General features: G+C 59.3%; 14 protein-coding genes and 5 pseudogenes. 11 read left to right on the plus strand and 8 right to left on the minus strand.

From position 1 onward, the window contains the following. Nucleotides 1-251: 251 nt before the first annotated feature. Nucleotides 252-1,085, minus strand: a complete 834-nt coding sequence (locus tag IVA96_RS18560; protein ID WP_275974762.1) for an effector protein NopP — start codon at nt 1,083-1,085, stop codon at nt 252-254. Between the two features lie 1,030 nt (nt 1,086-2,115). Between IVA96_RS18560 and IVA96_RS18565 the strand changes: the two are divergent. Together IVA96_RS18565 and IVA96_RS18570 are read left to right on the plus strand one after the other, a co-directional pair. Continuing rightward, nucleotides 2,116-2,362 (plus strand): annotated as a pseudogene (locus IVA96_RS18565) (hypothetical protein); the annotation flags it as partial. A gap of 495 nt (nt 2,363-2,857) precedes the next feature. Continuing rightward, nucleotides 2,858-3,097: a hypothetical protein gene (locus tag IVA96_RS18570; protein ID WP_247418538.1), complete on the plus strand. Its 240-nt coding sequence runs from the start codon at nt 2,858-2,860 to the stop codon at nt 3,095-3,097. Between the two features lie 267 nt (nt 3,098-3,364). Here the strand turns inward: IVA96_RS18570 and IVA96_RS18575 are convergent. Both IVA96_RS18575 and IVA96_RS18580 read right to left on the minus strand, forming a co-directional pair. After that, nucleotides 3,365-3,657, minus strand: a pseudogene (locus IVA96_RS18575) (transposase); the annotation flags it as partial. Between the two features lie 248 nt (nt 3,658-3,905). Beyond that, nucleotides 3,906-5,816, minus strand: coding sequence for an HrpF/NolX family T3SS translocon protein (locus IVA96_RS18580; protein WP_247418540.1), 1,911 nt, complete (start codon nt 5,814-5,816; stop codon nt 3,906-3,908). Between the two features lie 628 nt (nt 5,817-6,444). Between IVA96_RS18580 and IVA96_RS18585 the strand changes: the two genes are divergently transcribed. The 6 genes from IVA96_RS18585 to sctV all read left to right on the plus strand — a co-directional run bounded on the left by IVA96_RS18585 (nt 6,445) and on the right by sctV (nt 11,143). After that, nucleotides 6,445-6,630, plus strand: a complete 186-nt coding sequence (locus IVA96_RS18585) for a hypothetical protein (protein WP_247275818.1) — start codon at nt 6,445-6,447, stop codon at nt 6,628-6,630. A gap of 67 nt (nt 6,631-6,697) precedes the next feature. Beyond that, the gene (locus IVA96_RS18590) at nt 6,698-6,976 is read left to right on the plus strand and encodes a hypothetical protein (RefSeq protein ID WP_247418545.1); all 279 of its coding nucleotides are present in this window, start codon (nt 6,698-6,700) and stop codon (nt 6,974-6,976) included. Nucleotides 6,977-7,102: 126 nt separating this feature from the next. Further along, nucleotides 7,103-7,993 (plus strand): hypothetical protein, encoded by an 891-nt coding sequence (locus IVA96_RS18595; protein WP_247275816.1) that lies wholly within the window; start codon nt 7,103-7,105, stop codon nt 7,991-7,993. Between the two features lie 36 nt (nt 7,994-8,029). Further along, nucleotides 8,030-8,566 carry a hypothetical protein gene (locus tag IVA96_RS18600; protein WP_247418546.1) on the plus strand — a complete coding sequence of 179 codons (537 nt, stop codon included), beginning with the start codon at nt 8,030-8,032 and terminating at the stop codon, nt 8,564-8,566. 2 nt (nt 8,567-8,568) lie between these two features. Then, nucleotides 8,569-9,012 (plus strand): histidine kinase, encoded by a 444-nt coding sequence (locus IVA96_RS18605; RefSeq protein WP_247333091.1) that lies wholly within the window; start codon nt 8,569-8,571, stop codon nt 9,010-9,012. Then, on the plus strand, nt 8,993-11,143 hold the full coding sequence (gene sctV / locus IVA96_RS18610; protein ID WP_247418548.1) for a type III secretion system export apparatus subunit SctV: 2,151 nt from the start codon (nt 8,993-8,995) through the stop codon (nt 11,141-11,143). The genes IVA96_RS18605 and sctV overlap by 20 nt, the downstream gene beginning before the upstream one ends. Before the next feature lie 1,305 nt (nt 11,144-12,448). Here the strand turns inward: sctV and IVA96_RS18615 are convergent. Next, nucleotides 12,449-14,890 (minus strand): NEL-type E3 ubiquitin ligase domain-containing protein, encoded by a 2,442-nt coding sequence (locus IVA96_RS18615; RefSeq protein WP_247418550.1) that lies wholly within the window; start codon nt 14,888-14,890, stop codon nt 12,449-12,451. 160 nt (nt 14,891-15,050) lie between these two features. Between IVA96_RS18615 and IVA96_RS18620 the strand changes: the two genes are divergently transcribed. Then, on the plus strand, nt 15,051-15,407 hold the full coding sequence (locus IVA96_RS18620; protein WP_247418552.1) for a transposase: 357 nt from the start codon (nt 15,051-15,053) through the stop codon (nt 15,405-15,407). A gap of 467 nt (nt 15,408-15,874) precedes the next feature. On the opposite strand, the pseudogene IVA96_RS18625 reads toward IVA96_RS18620, so the two are convergent. From IVA96_RS18625 to IVA96_RS18640, 4 genes and pseudogenes are all read right to left on the minus strand, one after another. Beyond that, nucleotides 15,875-16,617: pseudogene (locus tag IVA96_RS18625) on the minus strand (ATP-binding protein). Nucleotides 16,618-17,362: 745 nt separating this feature from the next. Next, a pseudogene (locus IVA96_RS18630) lies at nt 17,363-17,569 on the minus strand (transposase); the annotation flags it as partial. Between the two features lie 44 nt (nt 17,570-17,613). Continuing rightward, nucleotides 17,614-17,899, minus strand: a pseudogene (locus tag IVA96_RS18635) (transposase); the annotation flags it as partial. A gap of 256 nt (nt 17,900-18,155) precedes the next feature. Continuing rightward, on the minus strand, nt 18,156-18,851 hold the full coding sequence (locus tag IVA96_RS18640; RefSeq protein ID WP_247418557.1) for a nodulation protein NolW: 696 nt from the start codon (nt 18,849-18,851) through the stop codon (nt 18,156-18,158). A gap of 185 nt (nt 18,852-19,036) precedes the next feature. Here IVA96_RS18640 and IVA96_RS18645 point away from each other — a divergent pair, with 185 nt between their 5' ends. Both IVA96_RS18645 and sctJ read left to right on the plus strand, forming a co-directional pair. Next, nucleotides 19,037-19,516, plus strand: coding sequence for a nodulation protein NolB (locus IVA96_RS18645; protein ID WP_247418558.1), 480 nt, complete (start codon nt 19,037-19,039; stop codon nt 19,514-19,516). A gap of 9 nt (nt 19,517-19,525) precedes the next feature. Then, entirely contained in the window at nt 19,526-20,392 is an 867-nt protein-coding gene (gene sctJ / locus IVA96_RS18650; protein WP_247418568.1) for a type III secretion inner membrane ring lipoprotein SctJ, read from the plus strand. Nucleotides 20,393-20,396: the final 4 nt, after the last annotated feature.

Genomic DNA, 20,396 nt, shown 5'->3' on the forward strand with positions numbered 1-20,396 from the left:
ATCTCTCCTGATTTGGTGTCTTCGACTTGGCCGAGACACCTTATCTCCCTCAGATTGGCGCATCAAACGGCGAAATCACTTCGGACCGGCCTGATGGTGAACATTGGTGCCTTGTTACAAAGCACCTCGCGGATCCAGTCGAATTGTCGGTTTCGCTCGGCTGAGGCTTGACCTTTTCCGCAGCTGTCCGTTTGCCTTCGCTCCTTGCTCCACCGCCTGCCCAAACACATGAATGCCAGCGGATCTGGGCATTACATGAAGTCACCATCCTCTTCGGAATCTGCTGCAACCTCAGTATCACTGTCGACCTTGGAGAGATAAAGCTGAGATTTAGTTGCGCGCTGCCATTCACCAAGGCTGTTTTTTGTCCACTGGGCGGACTGAGTGGGGTCAAGTACCATGTCGTCCTCATCCACTTCAACGAAGCCCATTGTCTTTGCGCGGGCCTTCGCTTCTGCATTAGCAGGACGCCAGTTCACCAATGGTCGTTCGCCGTCTTGCCGAAGTTGATGTTCGAGCAGAATATCGCCGGCGTTTGCGACAAGCGGATGAGCAACCTGAAAATCCACAATTGAGGTGACTTCACTTCGTCCAGGGAACTGTTCTCGCCACTTATCGCTTTCGAACTCAGTCATGTTGAATCCGGCCTCCGTTCTTTGGAGGCCGACGCTCACATTTCCTAATTGGTAGCTGTAATATCGGGCGTCTTCTGAATCTCTTCTGATACCGTATTCCTTAGCGACCTCTGCTGTGCGCTTAGCTCTTGCGGATACAAATTCCGAGTACTCGTGTGGATTGTTGGCGATGCGGTTGATTGCGTCGCCATGAAAGGTCCTCACTTCAGTCCTGAACGTAGCTCTGTCGATCTCGACCACAGGAGGTTTCCGAACGAGGGAATAACTCGGTTGCGAAGGTGAGCTGCCAGCAGACTCCTGCAATCGCGTTCTAGCGAACGCATCGGCGAAGCCCTGGCTTTCGGCACCCGCTTCCTCAGCGTTGGCTGCCCGATGATATCTTTCTTCGGCCGGAATATCGGGCCAATTGTTAACTCGACCGTACATGACGACTGCACCTGGATCATACATCTTGCATTGTTTCAGGTCGTTAGACCTTACCCGCTTGATAGACAGCTTAGCTGTCCGTGAGCTGACGCCAGCGCATAAAGGAAAAATCCCGCCACCCCTTTGGGCAGCTCGACCGCGTATCGTCGAGGCGTTGCGCGATGCAGGCTTCCACGTTATCCACCCAGAACGAGGCGCGGAGGTGCCGGACTGGTGCAAGCGGCGCGTCGCAAGGGGAACACGATGCGGGACACTCGGACCCGCCGAGGCGTCGAGCGCGCCGCGAGGAAAGCGACTTCCACCGCCCGAGCGTCTCGTGCGCTGGATGGCTTGCTCGACCTGGTGGCACTCCCAGTCCGAGGCAGCGAACTGCACGCAGTGTCGACCGGATATTCGGGTGGGCGCGTGGCGCGCAACGCGATCGCGAGAGTGACTCCGGATGACGTCACCTGCTACGTGGCACTGCCGTTCGACGAGCGCCTGATCGGCGGTTGGCGTAGGAAGGGGCGCGCCGCGCCCGAACTCATGGAAGCTCCGCCTTCCGAAGCCGAGTCGGAAAGACAGGCAGCCGGAGCTGAGCCATCGACTACATGCCCGCGGCTCGTCTTCCGGTCTCGAGCCAGCTCTGCTGGGATTATTGGCGGACGACGGTCGGGCCGCCGGCGAAGTGGTAGATTGCCTGAGCGCAAACGCAGCTCTTGTGCTCGCCGAAGCGCTCTCGCGGAAGCCGCGCATGCTCGTGGCGATCGCCTTCGCGACCAAGATGGCTCGGACGATTTGGGCCAGGCCAATCGGAAGGTGGATTATCGGGAACCCAGCGCAGGCAGTGACGGCATCATGACGAATGCGGCACGAAAGAGCCTGATGTTGGTGAAGGGTGCGAGCAGGCGACGACCCTAATGGGCGGAACGATCGAACAGATCTGGATCAGGAAAACCAGTTAGAGCCGAAGCGCCGAGGTGCTCGGAGATGAGAATTGGACTTGATCCGCGGATCACCATACCGGCCAGCGGCTTCTGAGGACGCCGTAAAGGAAGGCCTGACAGAAGACCGCATCGTCCACACGCCGAACGGGTCAGAAACTTCTTGCATCACAGGCGGCAACGACAGAAGGCTCTACACGAAGTACCGTCAGCCCGCCAGTGGCCGCCGCCAAGGCGTCGTTTAGTCCGTCAACCGCGTATCGGACCGAGAACAACCCCGCCTACCATCGCAGAAGAAAGGTGGGCGCGGCCGTCGCCGGCCGGACCGGTTGGCCGATGTGTTTTGAGTCAGAAGTGGTGCCAATGCTCGAGGCAGCCCGATATCACCGATGCGCAGTGGCCGCAGCGGCTCCATTCGTTTGGACGGTCGCGAGCCGGCTTTCGGCCCAAAGGACTGATTGCGGAGCTGCGATCCTACGTGCGCCAGCGCGAGCGTCTGATTGGGTACGCGGCCTCCCACGTCAAGCATATGCACAAGGCCTTGACGGAGTTGGCTTCAACTCCACCACGTCTCGCCGACATCACCGGCGCCACCGGCTGCGCCTGATCCGCGCGATCCTTGCCGGCGAGCGCGATCCTGAGGCGCTGGCGTGCTTGCGCCATTTACAGTTGCCACGCTAGTGCGGAGACGATCGTGAAGGCGCTCACCGGAAGCTATCGCGCCGAGCGTCTGTTTGCGCTCGAGCAGGCACTTGCGCTTTAGGACGCCTACCGCGAGAAAGCATCTGTCTGCGACGCCCCGGATCGAAGCCGTGTTGAAGGCGCGTCGGAATCGAACCGATCAGGCGAACGCCCTAGCTTACGAACGTCCGCGTGGCGCTGTTCGCGTTGTTCGGGAAGAGCATCACCACGATCGACGGCGTCGGTCCTTACCTCTCGCTGAAGCTGATCGCTGAATGCGGCGACGACATGTCCCTTGGCCAAGTGCAAAGCATTTTACCTCCTGGCTGGGACTGGCGCCGAAGAACAGGGTCTTCGGCGGCAGAATGCTCTCGTCCCGAAGGCGCGGATCCGGCGGTAGGGCGGCGGCACTTCTGCGCCTTGCTGCCGTGACCGTGGGCCGTACAGACACCGCGCTCGGCGCCTTTGGCGGCTCTCAGCGCGCATCGGCAAGGCCAAGGCCGTGACCGCCACGGCCCGCAAGATCGCAGTTCTGTTCTACAACGCTATGCGATGGAATGGACTATGTCTATCCCGGGCCTCGTCTTACTAGATGCGTTACCGGACGCGAGTGGTCAATAATTTGCATCGGCATGCCAAGGCATTCGGCTTTGTTCCCCAGCCGTTGGAGCCCAAAGTAGGTGCTGCCTATTCTTAGGAATCGTTCTCCAGCGTCAGCTCGCCGATCTTCGCGTGCAGTGACTTTACGTCGACCGCGGCCGCTACCGTCGCGGAGGCCCCGCGCCGAACACGTCAGAAGCCCCCTCAAGCTGAGCTTTCCGGGCCGTCACCTGAGGGGGTAGACGTCGAAGTGCTCGGCCAATTGGCCTGTCGTCCGGTCGGTTGACGGCGGCAAGCGCCACCTTCGCCTTGAAAGCCGGGCTGTGATTCCTGCGCGGTTCGTCTGTTCTTGGTCTCTCCTGTTCGCGGCGATCATCGCCGCTTTCAGGCAGAAACTCCAATTATCGACCTGTTCAAATTGCGGACCCGGCTTCTCAGAAGAGTGGCGCCAGGTGCTTGGGGTGCGCCTCGAGTGCAGCGCGCGTTCTTCCGCCGCCGTTTGCCAAGTGGCGGCTTCGCCCTGACGACCTGGCACATACCGAGTTTCTCGACGCCGTGCTGTCGAGCGGTGCAGAAGGTGCAAGCCTCCGTCCCTGAAAAGGTAGATACGAATCCGCACCTTACCCGCAAAACTGGCCTTTCAGGCCACCGTCTGAGACGACGGCGGCGTAGCGACCTGACTCGGAACGCCTGCGGCTTGCATGGGCTCGGTAAGGCGTGCCTTCAGGTCGTCCAAATGGTCCTCGGCATAGGATTGCACTTTCGAGATCGCCGTATCGAGGCCGAACTGCGCGGTCTGTTCGAGCATCTCCTTTGCGAGGCCCTCGCGCAGCGCGAATTTGACCTCGGGCCCAGCGACAAAGCTAATGGCCTGCCCCGCAAGATTAAGGCCAGCCTCTTTCAGGGCCTGTTTCATATCACCCCCGCTAATGCCCGTATGCAGAAGGCTCAATGCTTGCGACTCGAGCTCGAGCACCATCGATACGCCATCGGCCAACTCGCCCAGTCCCGGAATGACGCCGAGCAGGCCTACTGCCGTGGCCTCCCAGTCGAGCACCTTCGAGCCCACCTTGGCTACGTCATCGACCGCATGCATGAGGACCCCGCCATTCTTCTTCGGAGACGCGACATCGGGTTGGTCGGATACCCCCATCACCATATCTGTGACTGCATTTTGTTCAGCGGCGGTCTTGGGGACATGGGTCTTGATCTGCTGAACGGTATGGTTCGCAGGTGACATGTTGCTATAGAAGTGCCTGAAGTCGTTGTTGCTGATATTACCAGAGTCGACCGTATGCCCGCCGCCTAAGTCGAAGAACTCCTGATGGGTTTTGTAGCCCGTAATCGAATTGTTTAGCAAACGGAACAAGAGCGGGTCCGAGAGCAGTTGCGATGCCGCTTCTCGTATCTTCGGGTCGAGAGTCTTGTCATCCACCATACTCGCCAACTTGTGTCGTGTCAGGTCGCCGTCCCCGAAGAAGGCATTCTGATTCTTGTTGATCGTGTCGAGCGTGTTCAGCTCGCTTTGCGTGGAATTCATCGACGACGAGGCGACTTGCAAGAAGTCTTCCTTGTGGATTTTATCAGTCGCACCACCGCACAACTGCTTCCAGGCGTCCGGGTGATCGAGGAAGTGTTGAGCCGCCGCGATCAGCTGAGGCGGACACTTACCGATGTCGGCGTTGCCGTCGACGATCCGCTTGAAATCGTCAAGGCTCAAACTCTTGGGCAGGTAGTCAGAATACTTGTAAAACTCGCGCAATGCATCATTCAAGGTCATGACCGACGCTTGTCCATTCGAGGTGCCGTCGGATGGAATATAGTTCTGCTCGTAGCTATGCGCTTGCTGCTCCTGGAATGTAGCAACCTGCGAATGGCTGGCGGAAAACTCTGACAGATCCTTGGCCTTGATCTTGCCGCCGCAGCGGCCGTCCCCCTGGGAGCCAATCGCATAGAAGAGCTCTGGATCGCGTCGCAGTCCGTCGATCGCCTCCTTCAGATCCGGGGGCGTCGAGGGATCGCTGGCCTTGGCTGCCAGCGAGTCCCAGCTGAGTGGGCATTGGTCTTTGTGCCGGTTCAACACTGCCACGATCTGCAACTCGGCATTGGTCAGCGTGCCGCCGTCCCACGTGATCCTAGAGCTTGGCACCGGAGTGCTCGGAACGTCAGGCGATGGAGCAGCTGTCGCCGATGCGTCTGCACTAGGGGAGTCGACCGACGAGGAATCGACCGAGGAAGAATCGACCGAGGAAGAAAGAAACGGATCCTTCATCACCGCCTCGATCGCCGCCTTCGCGTGCGCTGACAACTGGTCCAGCGAATCCTGCGGGATCTGTAGCTCTGATTGCAGCACATCCGGCGGCGTGGAGGGAACGTCGGATTTCTCTTCCCGCGAGCAGATGGACACGATTGCCTCGAACATCGAAGGTTCGCCTTGCCGAATCTGGCCGGGGGTCTGCGCGGATGATCCCAAGGCCGACGAAGCCCCCGGAACAAGCCCGAACTGAGCTGGATCTGCACTGGCGGGCAGCGAAACGCTGTTGAGCTGCATTAGGTTCATTCCATTCCATTGCGGTAAATACTTGGCGTCGGCGTCGTAAGATCGAGCTTTCATGTTAAGGGGGCGAGCTTTCGAGAAGCTGACGACTTTTAGACGGAGCAGGACGAGCCAATGTCGGTCGTCTTAACATCCCGGAGAGGCGTCATCGTGCTCATGAAACTCATCTCCGGCTCAGAGCATGTGCAGGCACAAAGCTGCTCTGACGCTTTCGCAAAGCAGGCGCCTGCGGTCGTCAGTCCCGAATGACGATCGCTGTGGAGCCACGAAACAACATCACCACCGATTCCCGCGGTAGCATTTCCAACTGCGCGCGGTTTTGCCTCTGACTTGCCATCACACCATTGCTGATCGAGCAATGTGATGAGGTGCGTCGGGCAGGCGCCGCGATCTGGCGCTCGTCGGCATAATGTAGAGATTGAAAGTGGGGCCGAGAAATTCGCGCGGTGGCAGTCGCGGCATGTACCTGCGAATGCGCGCTCTCAGCTGGGTTGACGTTGACGATAGTGAGGTTGTTCTCATTCTCGTCAGCTTCTCGACAGCTAGTCCCAGTAGCGTAAGCAATGTGAATCGCTCGGTGGTGATGCCACCGTTTTGGCGGAATTGAAGTGAGAGGCACCAGATGGCCGGGGCAATCGAAGGCGTGATCCATACCAATTCTGACAGTGGCAGCTCGCAGTCGGTAACTGATCGTCAGAAGTTCGAATCGGCTTTCGGTTCGGTTCTTGCCAGCGTCGCGATGCAGGCGATGGAGCGAAACATGTCAAATCTTCGCGAAGCTATAGCTGAAACAGAAGAGGATACCTGACGCCGGTTCTTCGACGTCAGTGGAGTGTTGCCATTGATGGCGGCAAAAAAACGGAAGGTGAAGCGATATGACCAAAACAAGTTCTACTAGCTCTTCTACTGGTGGTACCCACGACACCCATGACAGCAAGGCAAATAGCAAGACTGATAGCAAGACTGATAGCAAGTCCGCGAGTTCCGGTAGCTCGGCGGCCGATAACGTTGGTGGGACGGGTACTTTCGAGAAACTGATCGACGAATTGAAGGCGGTTAACCAGCAGGCCATGGTGCAGGACATACGGTTGCGTGCACTGACGACCGAGCTCTCGAGTGAGAGGAAGGCGGCCAGCGAGCGCGTCAACGGATAACGGTCAAAGGCGGGGCGAATCGTCGCTCCGCCTTTCCCGTCATCGGGTGATGTGAGTGGTGCGGCCTAGGAATGAGTCGTGCGACCAATCGCCCTGCCGTGCTCGTCATGGTTCGGAGAATTGTCCGTGAATGAGGCCGCCTCCTTACATTTCGAGGTACTGTCGGGACCTTATGTCGGGCTAAGCGGGAAGGCGGCTGCCGGAACGAGCCTTATCGGTAGCGGCCTCGACGCGGATATGGTTTTCGTCGAACAAGGGCTTGAGCCGCATCACCTACGTATCACCCTCGTTGGCAATTCAATCGAGCTTGAGGCTCTTGCAGCCGTAAGCACCCCAGAGGGCGAAGGGGATATTGCCGCAGGTGAACGTGTTGTTCTTTTTCTTCCCGCCGTCATTCGTGCGGGCGCCATGTCTATTCGCTGGTCGATGCAGAATGCAGTTGAGGCTCGGTCGATCAGCCTCTCGCGCGTTTGGATCTCAGCTCTCGCCCTCGTGCTCCTCAGCTTTCTTGGTGTAGGCGGTCTCTCGACCATTTTCTTCAAAGCCACCGGAAGTGCACCGACCGGCATTGCGCCGCCTGCCGCAGAGCTTGTACCCAAGCTGGGCACGAACCGGCCTGACGATCGGCGAGCTCAGGCTGCAGCCGAAGTGCTGAAACAGGAAATTGATAAGGCGGGCCTGCTCGATATCAGGGTTGGTTCGGGGCCGGGTTTTGTTAGCGCTGAGGGAAAAGTCACGCCTGCAACCGTTGCGAAATGGCAGGAGCTCCAGCAATGGTTCGATGGTCGTACATACGGTGCGGTCACACTGGTGAACGGAGTGATCGTCAAGGAGGAAAAGCAGCCATCCTCAATCGCGATCGAAGCTGTTTCGCGCGGATCCCAGCCCTATCTGCTTGTCGGTGGGCAGAAGTATTTCGTCGGCGCTCTCTTGGCCGAGGGATGGGCGGTCACTCGAATCGAGGATGGGCGTGTGCTGCTAAGCCGCAATGGCCGCGTTGTTGCCGTTCCGTATTAGGCTTTCCTGGCCCGAAGGAAGGATAAGGAGATCGTCATGTCAAAGGTTTCCCGCTACGATGTCGGGCCTGGCGCTGCTTCGCAGACACTCAGCGAGGACCATCATGAACCAGTGATAGGGCCGACCATCCAACCCAATAAAGGTGAGGCGGACGGTGCTCGTGCAAATGGCGAGAAGGAGCGTGCGTCGATCTGGGGCGAGCTGAACACGCCTTCTATGTCGCTGGATGTAGCGATCGAAGCCGCATCGGAGGCCAAAGATATTGATGCAGTCTGGCGTGTCAGTCTCAACGAGATGCGCACTCGCATTTATGAGATCGAGCAGCCCGCTGGGGTGGCATCGCTCTACGGCCGCGATATCGCGCACGATCTACTCTCCTTCGTCACTCCAAGCCTACGTCATCCGGACATGCTGCGGGCAGAGCGGTATAGCATTGTTCTGGAACGTCTCGTCCATAAACTGGCGGCCGCGCCTGCGGATTCGATGGCGGGGGACGGTATCGTCGTCCTACGGCAGGGACTGCACTGGCTAGCGCTGCTCCGCCAGAATCGGAATAGCTTAATCGAAGCCTAACAATGTTCAACTCCGATGGAGCGCAACGGACGACCAACGTTTCCGAATCCGATAACGTCTCACTGAGTTCCGGACAGGAGCGCGATTTGCTCTGTACACTTTCCTATCTTCACCTTGCATGTGGGCAGAGCGCAGAATGCGTGGCTCTCTTGCGACTCATCGTCGGCAACGACTCGCGAGATGTCGATCTATTACGGATTCTCGCCTATGCCCTCATCTTGGAAGGCCTCGGAGGTGAGGCGTTGCAGGTCCTAGATAGACTGAACGCACTTGATGACGAACCCTCGGCGCGTATCTCTTTGATGCTGTTGCGTAGCCACGCCCTGCGGCGGGCCGGCCTCATAGACGAGGCGCTCGCCGCTTTCCAACGCTATGTCTCGTTGCGTGAGAGCACTGGCCTGATCAATCAACGATCGGAAGGTCCCCATGACCAGCGTCCTGCGTAAGATCATTGCGCGCGCGTCGGCCAGCTCCGATTTGATGGTCGCGTTGATGCTGCTTCTGACGGTCGGCATGATGATCATGCCGATCCCGATAGTGGCGATTGATACGCTCGTCGGCTTCAATCTGGGCTTCGCCATATTGCTGCTGATGGTCGCTCTCTATATTAGCACTCCACTTGAGTTCTCGTCCTTGCCAGGCGTCATTCTGATTTCCACGGTATTCCGTCTGGCGCTCACCGTCTCAACGACGCGGCTGATCTTGGCTGAGGGGGATGCGGGCAGCATCATTCGCACGTTCGGTGATTTCGTCATATCGGGAAATATCGTCGTCGGCATTGTCATATTTTTAGTCGTGACCATGGTGCAGTTCATCGTCGTGGCCAAGGGGGCTGAACGCGTGGCCGAGGTGGCGGCGCGGTTCACGCTCGATGCTCTGCCAGGCAAGCAGATGGGAATCGATGCGGAATTGCGCAATGGCCATATCGATCAGAATGAAGCCCGCAGCCGGCGCGCTACATTGGAGAAAGAAAGTCAGCTTTACGGGGCTATGGATGGCGCCATGAAATTCGTGAAGGGCGACGCCATCGCAGGATTGGTGGTTATCTGCGTCAACATGCTGGGCGGGATCACCATCGGCCTGCTCTCCAAGGGAATGTCTTTCCAGGCGGCGCTGCATCAATACACCCTGCTGACCATAGGTGATGCGTTAATCTCACAAATTCCCTCGCTGCTGCTCTCGATTACAGCTGCGACAATCATCACTCGAGTAAATGGGGCTGTAAGGCTCAATCTTGGGACCGACATCGTTAACCAGCTCACAGCAAACTCGCACGCATTGCGGCTGTCTGCCGGCGTCCTCGTTGTAATGGGGGCTATTCCGGGTTTTCCGCTCCCTGTCTTTCTCGTCTTGGCTGCAGTCTTTGCGGCAGCGAGCTTTGCCGACGGTGGGACCCAAAGCGGCAAGAAAAGCGCTGATATCTCTCGCCCGGCTCCCACACAGTCTAACAAGGAAACCGTGCCTGCGGAGGCGCTTCCCATCGCATTGTTCCTTGCGTCAAGTCTGACACGGGCGATCGACAAAGAAGAATTGCAACAGCACATTGCACGCGTTTCGGGACTGATCTCGTCTGATCTCGGCATCACAATTCCGCGCATCCCCATCGAGGTCGACGAGCGCTTGCCAGACTTGCAGTACAGGGTGGATGTCGAGGGCGTGCCCGTCGAGCAGGAGTTAATTGATCCAACGCAGCTCGCACTCCGCGACGATCCGGCCAACATTGAATTGAGTGGCATCCCGTTTCGGCATGACCGGGAGACGGATCAAATCTGGATTGAACAGAGCAATGCACCGGCTCTCAAAGCAGCCGGCATCGGGCACCACCGTCCCATTGAAATCCTGGCCTTGCGCGTCCATTCGGCGTTGACCCGCTATGCACAGTGCTTGGTGGGTATCCAGGAGACGCGCCAGTTGCTGGCTCGCATGGAGACGGAATATTCCGATCTGGTCAAGGAGGTGTTGCGTACGACGCCGATCCCTAAAGTAGCCGACGTCTTGCGGCGCCTCCTGGAGGAGGGTATTCCGATCCGGAACACACGGCTGGTCTTGGAAGCATTAGCCGAATGGAGCGGACGTGAACAAAACGTCGTCTTGCTCACGGAACATGTTCGCTCCGGTCTGAGACGGCAAATCTGCCACCGGTATGCCAACGCACACCGCGTCGTTCCGGTCTTTATCATCGAACGTCAAACCGAGGATATCGTGCGCAGCGCGGTTCGAGAGACTGCCAAAGGACCCTACCTGGTTTTGAGCGACGGGCAAAGCGAGGCGCTGCTCTCAAAAATGCGTCAGATCCATTCGAACGTAGTTCGGGGGCAGATCCGGCCCGTTATCCTTGCTTCGATGGATATACGACGCTTTGTCCGCGGCTTTCTCACCCGTAATGGGATCGATCTTGCTGTTCTATCCTATCAGGACCTTGCCTCGGACTTCACAATCCAGCCTGTTGGATCCATTACACTCGCAGCTGCAAAGGACGACCACGCGCCGTCCGAGGAACTCAGCAACACGTTCCTTGCAGCCGATTCACAGGCGCAGCAGTCAATCCAAGAAGGACCGCATGAATTCACCTCGTAAGGCAGTGCGGTGGCGCTTGGGTTCATTTTGTTTGCTTTCGTGCTCGGCTCTCTTCGCTACTCTGGGGCTCTGCAGTTGCGCTAGCTGGGATAGACCAGCTCTTCAAATGCAAGAGCCGCCGGCGCCAAAGTTGCTCGGCGCCAAAGATATCGATCCAGCTATGCGCGAACGCATTGAGTGCGCGATCGGCCGGACTCCTGACCAGGAGCTTTGCGCGACGCGTTGAAGCAAAAATGCTCGGAAGATCAATGCAGCGGATCGGTGTTGCGTGTCGATGCGAAAGTGCCTCGCATTGAGTGCTCGCCAACGTCTGCCTGGACCTGCGATTTATATGCGCTCAAGACTAAATGCGTTAACTCGACAACGTGGGACGCTTGATGAGCCACAACTGCAATACAAGCAATGGCGACAGCGCAGCGTATTCCGATTGCGCGGACCAAATCACGTTGTCCGCAACGATCGGTGCACGATATCGCGCAATGCAAGCACCCGCCCGCTGCGCTGGCGTGCCGCCCTACAGAAGTGACCCGGCATAGCTAATAGTAGCGGACGTATTGGTTCTGTTGTCTCGATTACCAACTAGGTGAGCAGGGCCTTTTTGGGAACCCCCCGTGGGTGCTAAGTGCGGCAGGGAACTGCTGGGGCATAAGAGAAATGTGATACAGTTTGATTTGCGACGCGCCTCTCTTGCGCTAGCCCCGTTGCGTGCGGCAAGCGTGGTGCTTGGAAAAGGGGTGTCGAAACCCGCTCGTAAGATCCCTGTGTTCGTCTCCTGGCTTGCTCGTGGGCAGGAAGTCTCACGTCACGCTTTATCCGGCATAGCACTCAGCGTGAACTCCAATTGATCGGCTGATTGGGGTTTTCCTGCATACGCCATGGCCGATACCAGGTGTGATGCAGGGATTTGCCGCATCGTTATGCCGCCGAGCGACTCGGCACCCGCTGGGCTCGTCAGGAGGTACAAAGGAAATTCCGAACACCTATGCGATGAGCCAGTCAACCAGTCCTCGTCTCACCCCGGATGGAATAGCCTGATTGCCTGGCGGCAGATTACGTAAACGATGGCGGCAGTCGGTCGATGTTGCGAAAGGTGATGAAGCACCTGCGCCGGTGCCGGGCGCGCCCGCCGCGGCAATCGTTCGAAAAAAGATCGAGCGCCGCCGTGCGGTTAGATCGTGCCGGCCGAGCACTACATTTTCACAGATGGTCCCTCCGCGCCTCCGCGCGGGCGTCTGGAGCCGACCATGACGCGCCGACGCCTGAGTGAAAACAGGATTGACAGCTCCTTGCAACGCGATGGCCGCTTCACAGCTCAAGCGCATGGTCCGCGAGCACCTGACGCGTCAGCGCGCCCTTGATCTCGCGGACGATCTCATCGCGGATCTGCGCTCCGAACTGCCGCTCGGCATCGCTGTTCCCGATTAGCTCATGACCGGCGAGCCGTTGCTGGAGTCGGCTGTCGAACTCCTCCCCCATCGCCTCGAGCAGCCGATGCTGCATCTGTGCATGGGGTTCGGGTGCGATCCGGCTCAGCACCGTCTCCCAGGGTTGCCACCGAGTTGCCAGATAGTCGGCCAACCCCGTCTCCTCCTCGTCGCGCACCCGCATCTCAGCCGTGCTGAGGTCGTACTCAGTGACCCAGGACACGCCGAAGAAGCGCATGTCCGGGGCGATGTGCCGTAACTCAAGCCGCTCGCGCAGCTTGACCTGATAGGCCAGATAGACTTCGATCTCATCGACAAAGCGGAGCGAGTTGACCTTCTCCCTGGCGATCTGCTCGAGCGCGTCCAGGCGGAACAGGACGCGGCCCTGCTGAACGAGATCGTCAAGCCGATTGTCATAGGCGCCATCCTCGACTTCAGCGTTCAAGCGTGCGGTCTGCATGCCGTTCCAGGTTAAAGTGATGCGATCCTCGCAGCTCTCGCTCGCTTCGAAAGCCAGCTGAAAGTACTGCTGGCGCAATTGCGGCCTGGTCGCCGCCTGCCGCAGATCCTCAATCACGGCCTGCCGGAACTGGGGATTGCCAGAATTTACGGTGTCCCGCAGCCTGTCGAGGAAGCGCGCGTATTCCGGCGCACCCGCCTCGTCAGCGAAGTTCTGCCAGGCGGCCAGAACCTCCGGCTCCCCCTCGACCCAGTCGGCCACAGCTTGCGCCAGCGGCCGCTCATGATTCACCGCCGGTTCCCGGCCCATTGAGAAGAAGACCCGAGGGCCGGTATAGCCTCGCGCATTCAGGGCCGTCGCCAGATTCGTCTGCACCCGCTCGGGCAGCGGATTATCCTCCAGATAAACCATACACCCAGAATCTAGCTGCGTTAGCAGGGTCTCCGGCAGGCTGGCTAACCGGTTGTCTCGCACCTCGAGCACCTGAAGCTCGGCCGGGAGGGTCTCGGGCAAGCTGGTCAGCCTGTTGCCGCCGGCATGAAGCCTCTGGAGCTCAGGCGGGAGCGTCTCGGGCAGGCTAGTCAGTCGGTTGTCACGGACGAAGAGCAACTGGAGCTCGGCGGGGAGGCTGTCGGGCAGGCGGGTCAGCCAGTTGCCGTCGGCTTCGAGCTCTTGGAGTTCGGGCGGTAGAGTGTCGGGCAGGCTGGTCAGCCTGTTGCCGCCGACCTCAAGTAACTGAAGTCCGGTCGGAAGGGTCTCCGGCAGGCTGGTCAGCCGGTTACTGCGAACATCGAGCTGCTGGAGCTCGGCCGGCAGGGTTTCAGGCAGGCTGGCCAACCGGTTGCTGGCGACGGCGAGTGTCTGAAGGCCATCCGGAAGTGTTACGGGCAGGCTGGTTAGCTCATTGCTGCCGATGGCGAGTAACTGAAGTGCCGCCGGCAAGGTCTCAGGCAGGCTTGTCATGCGATTGCCGCGGGCGTCGAGCGTCCGGAGTTCGGCCGGTAGGTTGTCGGGTAGGTGCATCAACTCGTTTTCGCTGACGTCGAGCGTCCGGAGATCGGGCGGAAAGGCGGGGGGCAAGGTCGTTAGGCACAGGTATGGTAGCTCCAGCCGTGCATAGACGTCGCCGGCCTCTCCCCAGGCTTTGATTCGTCTTACCGCCTCTTGCCGGTCCTCGTCTTCTGTCTGCTCCTCCTCGCCAGCCCAACTGTTCAGGATTTCATCAAGCTGCGATTGCTGGAGGACGGGGCCTTCAACGTTCGTCGGACCGCCAGCGGCGGGGGAGACCCGCCCGTCGCGCAATGCTTGGACCCACTGCGCCTCTGCCGGGGCTAACCAGTGCCCTTCTTCTGAAGTATTGCCATCGCCGAGCCATGGCCGCGGGTCGAGGAAGGATCCCCCGTGATGTTGCTCCCAAGGAACAGTGGAGGTCGTTGGCCAATCATCATCGGCGTTCGCCCACGAATACTCCTGCTGGTCGACACTATGCGTCGGCAAGTGGACCGCTGAATCCAGGCCGTGCCAAACGTCCGTCGGACTGAAACTGCCGGCTGGCAACTGGCCACCGCGACTTGCGGCCGCAAAAAGCACATGCTGATTGCTCCCCTGTTCAGATTCGGTGGGCGGATTCCACGTCGACCGCGAGATGCCTTCCCCGTGGTCCAACCAGTCCGCATCCCTGTTCGACACATTATAAGGGTCGCCGCGACGATTTGCATTGCGGGGCGGGCGCTCGCGCAGGTGCAACTCGTTTAGGTGCTGCTGAAACCCCGCTTGGTCAACTGGGAGCTGTTGCAGCTCGTCGTAGTCCGTCCGGGCGAAATCCGGAGGCTCGAATTGGCCGAGATTGTGGAACGGATCCATCGGATTCTCCTTTGGCAGATCCAACAGCTAACGCCGGGCCCAGATCGACACCTTCTGCCTAGGAGACTTAGCTTTCGAGAAGCTGACGGTGCGCAGCTACGCGAACCTCCTCCGAATGAGTGGACACCTGTAGTAGGCTCAGAGAGCCAGGACGCGTCGAATGGAAGTACGTCAACGTCGATTGTTTACCGAGGAGTACAAGCGACAGGCGGCTAAGCTTCTGGTGTCGAGTGGCCGATCGATCAGAACCGTTGGCAAGGAACTCGGTCTGCGCGGTTCGGTGTTGCGGCGCTGCGTTGAGAAGCTCCGGCAGGAGCCGGCATCGGCGACGCGGCGCCACAGCACGCAGACGGCGCCGATGTCGGCGGACCAGGCTCCCGAGATCGCCCGTTTGCCGAGGAGAACGAGCGGATGCCCATCGAGCGGACATTCTAAAAGTCGATCGCGATCTTTGCCGGAACGCGGACACGAGCTTCCGCTTCATCGAGGACCATCGCGATACCTGCCCGGCGGCTGATGTGCGCCGCGGTCGAGGTCTCGCGGGCCGGCTATGACGCCTGGCGCGAGCGTCCGGACAGAGCACGCACGACCACCAATGCTGCGCTCTTTACTGACATTCGAGTTCATCAGGACAGCGGCGCGCGGGGACGGCAACCCACGGGTCCATGCCGCGCTGCGGGCACAGGGACTTGGCGCCAGCCGTGGCCGGATCGAATGCCTAATGCATCGGCACGGCATCGGCGCCATCATGGCCCGGCCGCACCGCGTTGCCGACAGCCGTCATGGCCTGCCGATCGCGCCAAACCTCATCGATCGTAACTTTAGGGCCGCAGCAGCGAACCGGATCTGGCTCGCCGACATCACTTACGTTCGATTGCAGATGGCTGCTGTACCTGGCGGAGATCATGGACATCTGTCAACGGCAGCGAACTTTCCGTGAGAATGTCCAGATTTCCCTGGGTGACGGCGATTGTGGTTCCGGGATCAGCCGCTATCGGAATCGTCGTTGGTCCTTCCAGGCGGGCGGCCGCGGCGCTTGGGCTGCGGCGGGTTGGCGAGCGGACGTTTTCCGGGCCGAGAGCGGCGTGCTGGCGGAGCCGATAGCTCGATCCCTCGATTTTGATAACAATTGTGTGGTGAAGCAGTCGATCAAGCAATTGCTGTGGCCGGTTCGAAGTGAGGATCACCGCGCCCTTGTCATAGCGGGCGTTCACCAACTGGAAGACAGATTGCCGCCGCCAGGTACGACCTGGAGGTAACCGATCTCGTCGACGACAAGGAGGGAGGCGCGGGCGAGGAACCGCAGGTGCTCGCGCAAAGTGGTGATGACGATGTCCGCGAGCGTGGCGAACGCGACGCTCTTTCCCGCCTTCACGGCCTCGACCGCGAGTGCCGTCGCGAGATGGCTCTTGCCGGTGTCGCAAGCAGATGAATTCAATTCGGCAAGCTCCAGAATGCGATTGCGATCGAGCGAGGGCTGGAACGCGAAGTCGAAGCCAGCGAGGGTTTTGACGGTGGTCAGGCGAGACATTCTCAGCGCGGTGCTGACACGGCGACTGTCGCGCACCGTCAGCTCCTCGATAAGCGTGATCGAGCGCCTCAATCCAGGTGACCTCACCGTCTTTCAATTCGCCGCAGGTGGTGTCCAGCATTCTGAGCGCACGTGGCATCTTGAGTGCGACTAGGCCTTTCCTGACGTTGTCGGTCGCTGCCGGCTGCGCGTGCATGGTGATGGCCGGCCTTCCGATTGGGGGAGCCGTTTGCAACACCTTGGTAAAACCCCAGCGACCGGCTTGGCATGTGATCGCCGGCCCGATCGACGAGGGCTTCGGATACGCCAGGTCGCGACCTGGACCGGTTGGCCGCCTGTCGATGCTCGGGCGCGACGCGAGGTCGCCGGCGGCCTTCTCCAGAACGGGAAGGACGGCAACGATTGCGCCTTGATCGAGAATGGGATTACATCAGGCAATTGCTGCACCTCGACAATGCGCCGCGTATGGTCGGGTATGCTGTAATAGTTCCCACTGATCCACACGAGCCCGTCGTGGCTGACACGGGTCTCGATCGGCATTGGACTGGGACTCCCGATCGGCATCCAAAAGGGGCTCTGACTCATATGTGGAACGGCCCGGGCTGCAAGATCTTTCTCTGGTTGAACAAGGGACGACGGTGCGGTCATATGTTCGACCTGTAAACGCGGCGCCTGGCCGCTGGCCACGATGATATCCGCGGAAGCAATCGCCCAATCAATTTCTCGCGCTCGAAGCGCAGTGAGTCAGGCGGTCTGATTGCTACCGGGAATGTCGTCATTCGCGGTCCATCCAGATTTGCACCTTGCCTCCTTGGCAGCTTTCTTCTTCCGCCGGAGAGTTCTTAAGATTAGGTTTTCAGCATTGCAGGCGGCGCATGATAGATGCCGCCTCTGACAGCAAGGCCCAGATGGTGCGCGCAAGTTATTGGCGAACGCCACCGCTATGAGCTTGACGGCCGTCTTTGCAGCATGATCCGAATCCAGAGCGGGACTTTCAAGCCTCGCTTGCCAAGCTTGATGATTGAGGTCGCACCAAGGATCAAGAGCGTCCGTAGTTGCCGATTTCCACGCTTTGATACCGCCCCGAACCTTTCTTTCCCGCCGCTCGACTGTGCCCTCGGTGTTAACCCCGTCCAAGCCGCAAAATGTGGTGCAGTCGCAAAACCGCGAGCATTCAAGACTGATGTCCGAACGCCAGCGCCGCTACCAGTGCCTTCTCCGAGCGCTGATAGCGTTGAAGCTCGGTCGAGAACCGCCCCTGACGGTCCTGCGGCACCTTCACCCCGGGTGATCAGCGAGCGGGTATAGTAGCCGGAGCGATAGCCCAGCCGCGCCTCGCCGCGCCCAGCGCCTCCGCCATCGCGGCTTCGATAGCTTCCTGCACCGCACCCTGGATCAGGGGTTTCAGGATCCCTGTCCGACGCAATAAGCTGTTTGACGGCAGAGCCATCCGTCCTAATCTTGGTCACGGTCGTGATGGTCCTTGCTCCGCTATGGGCGGTGATCTTCGCAAATACCGGATTTACTGTGACCGCTTCAGCCGCTCAGGTTTTGCAGAACCTCCCGCACACTACCACCGGACATCCGGATACTGGTGGACAAGGTGCGCAGCGGCAATTCTCGTGTTCTGGAGCCGATTTACGGCACGCACGTCTCGCCGTGCTTGTGCGGCGTCTGACCGGACGATCGGTCCAGGCTCCTTGCACAACCCGCGTAACGGCTGATTGAGCTGTATCATCTTGGGCCCGGCCCTTGCGCAGGCAAGGCACCCTCCTGGCGCGGCATGTCTGAAGAGTACGGGCCTTCAGTTCGCCCATCCCGAACGATCGTCGCGGAGGCGCCGCGATATAACATCAGCACAGATTCCCGGGACGGCATCTCGACGGAGCGAGGTCGCGCCTGCGTCTCCGCCACAAGACCATTGAGCGTCTGATCCACGAGTGCGATGAAGCGTGGTGGACCGGACGCAAGGACTAGGCCATTTCCCGGAGCCGATCTCATGATGTAGCGTTCGTCGGAAATGGCGAGCGCATCGAGGGTTGCCTTGAGCGCGTCGCAGCTGATTGAAGTTAGGACAAGCAGACGAGTTTGCGCTTCCTTTGCGGTAGAGACGTAAAGCACGAGCCCATCGTAATACCATTGAAGATTGTAGAGTTGAGTCAGATGGTCAAGGAACTCGCGCGGTGGCAGGTCCGGCATGTGCCCGCGAATCCGACCCTTCACCTCGGCGCTGATGGTGACTTTAATATTGAGGTTGTTGCCGAATTCCTGCAGCGCGGCAGAAAGCTCCTGATCCAGAACCGTATACCGATAAGGGGTCAAGGGCAGCGACAGGGGAGCGCCGCGCGCGATCTGTGTTCCGCCGGAAACGAAAACGGCGACACACAGAACTCCGTTCAAAACGTGCGGGATTATGGATCGGATGAGCATTCATGGTTCTCGTTGACTTAAACTAACAGGAGTACGTTCGGTACGTGAACGCGAAACGTGATCTTTAGATGGCGATGTGCGGGCGAACTCGTCAGCTTGTCGTCAGCTGGCCTGTCTAGGACATTGAGCCGCTAATCGGCTTGAACGGCTGGTCGTATCACATCTCGATGAGAGCGAGTCTTTCCATGATGATGTCAGGCGCTGCGCCGATCTCTCACAATCTAGAAGGCCTGTCCAAGGCCTGTTCGGCAACAGCGGTCGACGAGCAGGTCCAGTTTCAGCAGAGCCTCTTGCAAGCGACTTCGGTTCCAGACCTTGCGCCTCCAGTAACGGGAGCGGCGCCCGTTCCGCCGATATCCGAGGTATCGCGTGCAACAACACAGGCGAGCCCGCTGGGCGATCGCATCCTCCAGAACCTTTCTGCGATGTATCCGGTCAATGCAGTTCCAAAAGGTGCGGAGACCGGGTCGACGTCGGAGCCCCTATTGCTGCAGCCGGGCAAAGCGGGAGCGGGTGTGCCGGGCGCCCCCAGTGGCGCAGGTGACTTCGAGGCGATGTTGGCGAATCTGAAGGATGTTTCTGACAGCGTCATCCAGGTAACACTCATTTCAAATGGCATCGGTAGCCTCGGTTCATCTCTGAATAAGCTGATATCGGCGGGCTGAGTGGGGCGAATGATTGGTTTAATCGATCGCGAAAGCGGTCAGGCGCGCCCATTCCGCAAGCGGCTTCAACTTCTGGCTCTGCTGCCGTTCCTGCTTGCCCTGGTTGGTTGCAAAGCCGATCTCTACACGAAAGTTCAGGAGCGTGAGGCCAATGAAATGCTTGCGGTCCTCCTCAAGAACGGGGTCGATGCGCTCCGCGTTGCTGCTAAGGACGGGACTATCACGATCCAGGTCGAGCAGACTCAGATTGCTTCCGCAATCGACCTGCTGAATGGCGAAGGGTTGCCGCGCCACGCTTTCAAGAGTCTAGGCGAAGTGTTCAGCGCGGCGGGTCTGATTGCTTCGCCGATCGAGGAGCGCGCCCGTTACGTCTATGCGCTGAGCGAGGAATTATCTCGCACGATCAGTGATATCGATGGTGTCCTCTCGGCGCGCGTCCACGTTGTTCTGCCAAAGAACGACCTGTTGCGACGTGACACCACGCCATCTTCGGCGTCGGTTTTCATCCGGCATGACTCGAGGGCAAATCTCTCAATCTTGCTGCCGCAGATTAAAATGCTCGTCGCCAACAGCATCGAGGGCTTATCCTATGACAAGGTGGCTGTTGTTTTCGTCTCAGTCGAGCGGCCCGCACTAGAGCCGCGACCGGCGGCTGCGGCTGGTTTCGCCCAAGCATCTGGAGTCATTTCGACGCCATTGGTTGCGGTTGGCATGGGTCTCGGCGGGTCTGTATTCGGCGTGCTGTCCTGCGTCTTGCTGAGCGCTCGTGGGCGCCAGCGCAGGCAATCATCTCAGAAAGTTAGCGCTGTTGGTGGGCGCTCGGCTGTCTCTGCTATGGAGATGATTCGCAAAGCGATTAAGCCTAATGCGGCGTAGTGTG

Origin of the sequence: Bradyrhizobium sp. 159, from assembly GCF_023073795.1 — a bacterium.
Lineage (GTDB): Bacteria > Pseudomonadota > Alphaproteobacteria > Rhizobiales > Xanthobacteraceae > Bradyrhizobium.

Excerpts from the sequence above, each read along its gene's own strand:
- IVA96_RS18600 (WP_247418546.1), top strand. The coding sequence starts at position 8,030 with ATGTCAAAGGTTTCCCGCTACGATGTCGGGCCTGGCGCTGCTTCGCAG.
- IVA96_RS18560 (WP_275974762.1), bottom strand. The coding sequence starts at position 1,085 with ATGTATGATCCAGGTGCAGTCGTCATGTACGGTCGAGTTAACAATTGG.
- IVA96_RS18580 (WP_247418540.1), bottom strand. The coding sequence starts at position 5,816 with ATGCAGCTCAACAGCGTTTCGCTGCCCGCCAGTGCAGATCCAGCTCAG.
- IVA96_RS18615 (WP_247418550.1), bottom strand. The coding sequence starts at position 14,890 with ATGGATCCGTTCCACAATCTCGGCCAATTCGAGCCTCCGGATTTCGCC.
- IVA96_RS18645 (WP_247418558.1), top strand. The coding sequence starts at position 19,037 with ATGATGATGTCAGGCGCTGCGCCGATCTCTCACAATCTAGAAGGCCTG.
- IVA96_RS18605 (WP_247333091.1), top strand. The coding sequence starts at position 8,569 with ATGTTCAACTCCGATGGAGCGCAACGGACGACCAACGTTTCCGAATCC.
- IVA96_RS18640 (WP_247418557.1), bottom strand. The coding sequence starts at position 18,851 with ATGCTCATCCGATCCATAATCCCGCACGTTTTGAACGGAGTTCTGTGT.
- IVA96_RS18585 (WP_247275818.1), top strand. The coding sequence starts at position 6,445 with ATGGCCGGGGCAATCGAAGGCGTGATCCATACCAATTCTGACAGTGGC.
- sctJ (WP_247418568.1), top strand. The coding sequence starts at position 19,526 with ATGATTGGTTTAATCGATCGCGAAAGCGGTCAGGCGCGCCCATTCCGC.
- IVA96_RS18620 (WP_247418552.1), top strand. The coding sequence starts at position 15,051 with ATGGAAGTACGTCAACGTCGATTGTTTACCGAGGAGTACAAGCGACAG.
- sctV (WP_247418548.1), top strand. The coding sequence starts at position 8,993 with ATGACCAGCGTCCTGCGTAAGATCATTGCGCGCGCGTCGGCCAGCTCC.
- IVA96_RS18590 (WP_247418545.1), top strand. The coding sequence starts at position 6,698 with ATGACCAAAACAAGTTCTACTAGCTCTTCTACTGGTGGTACCCACGAC.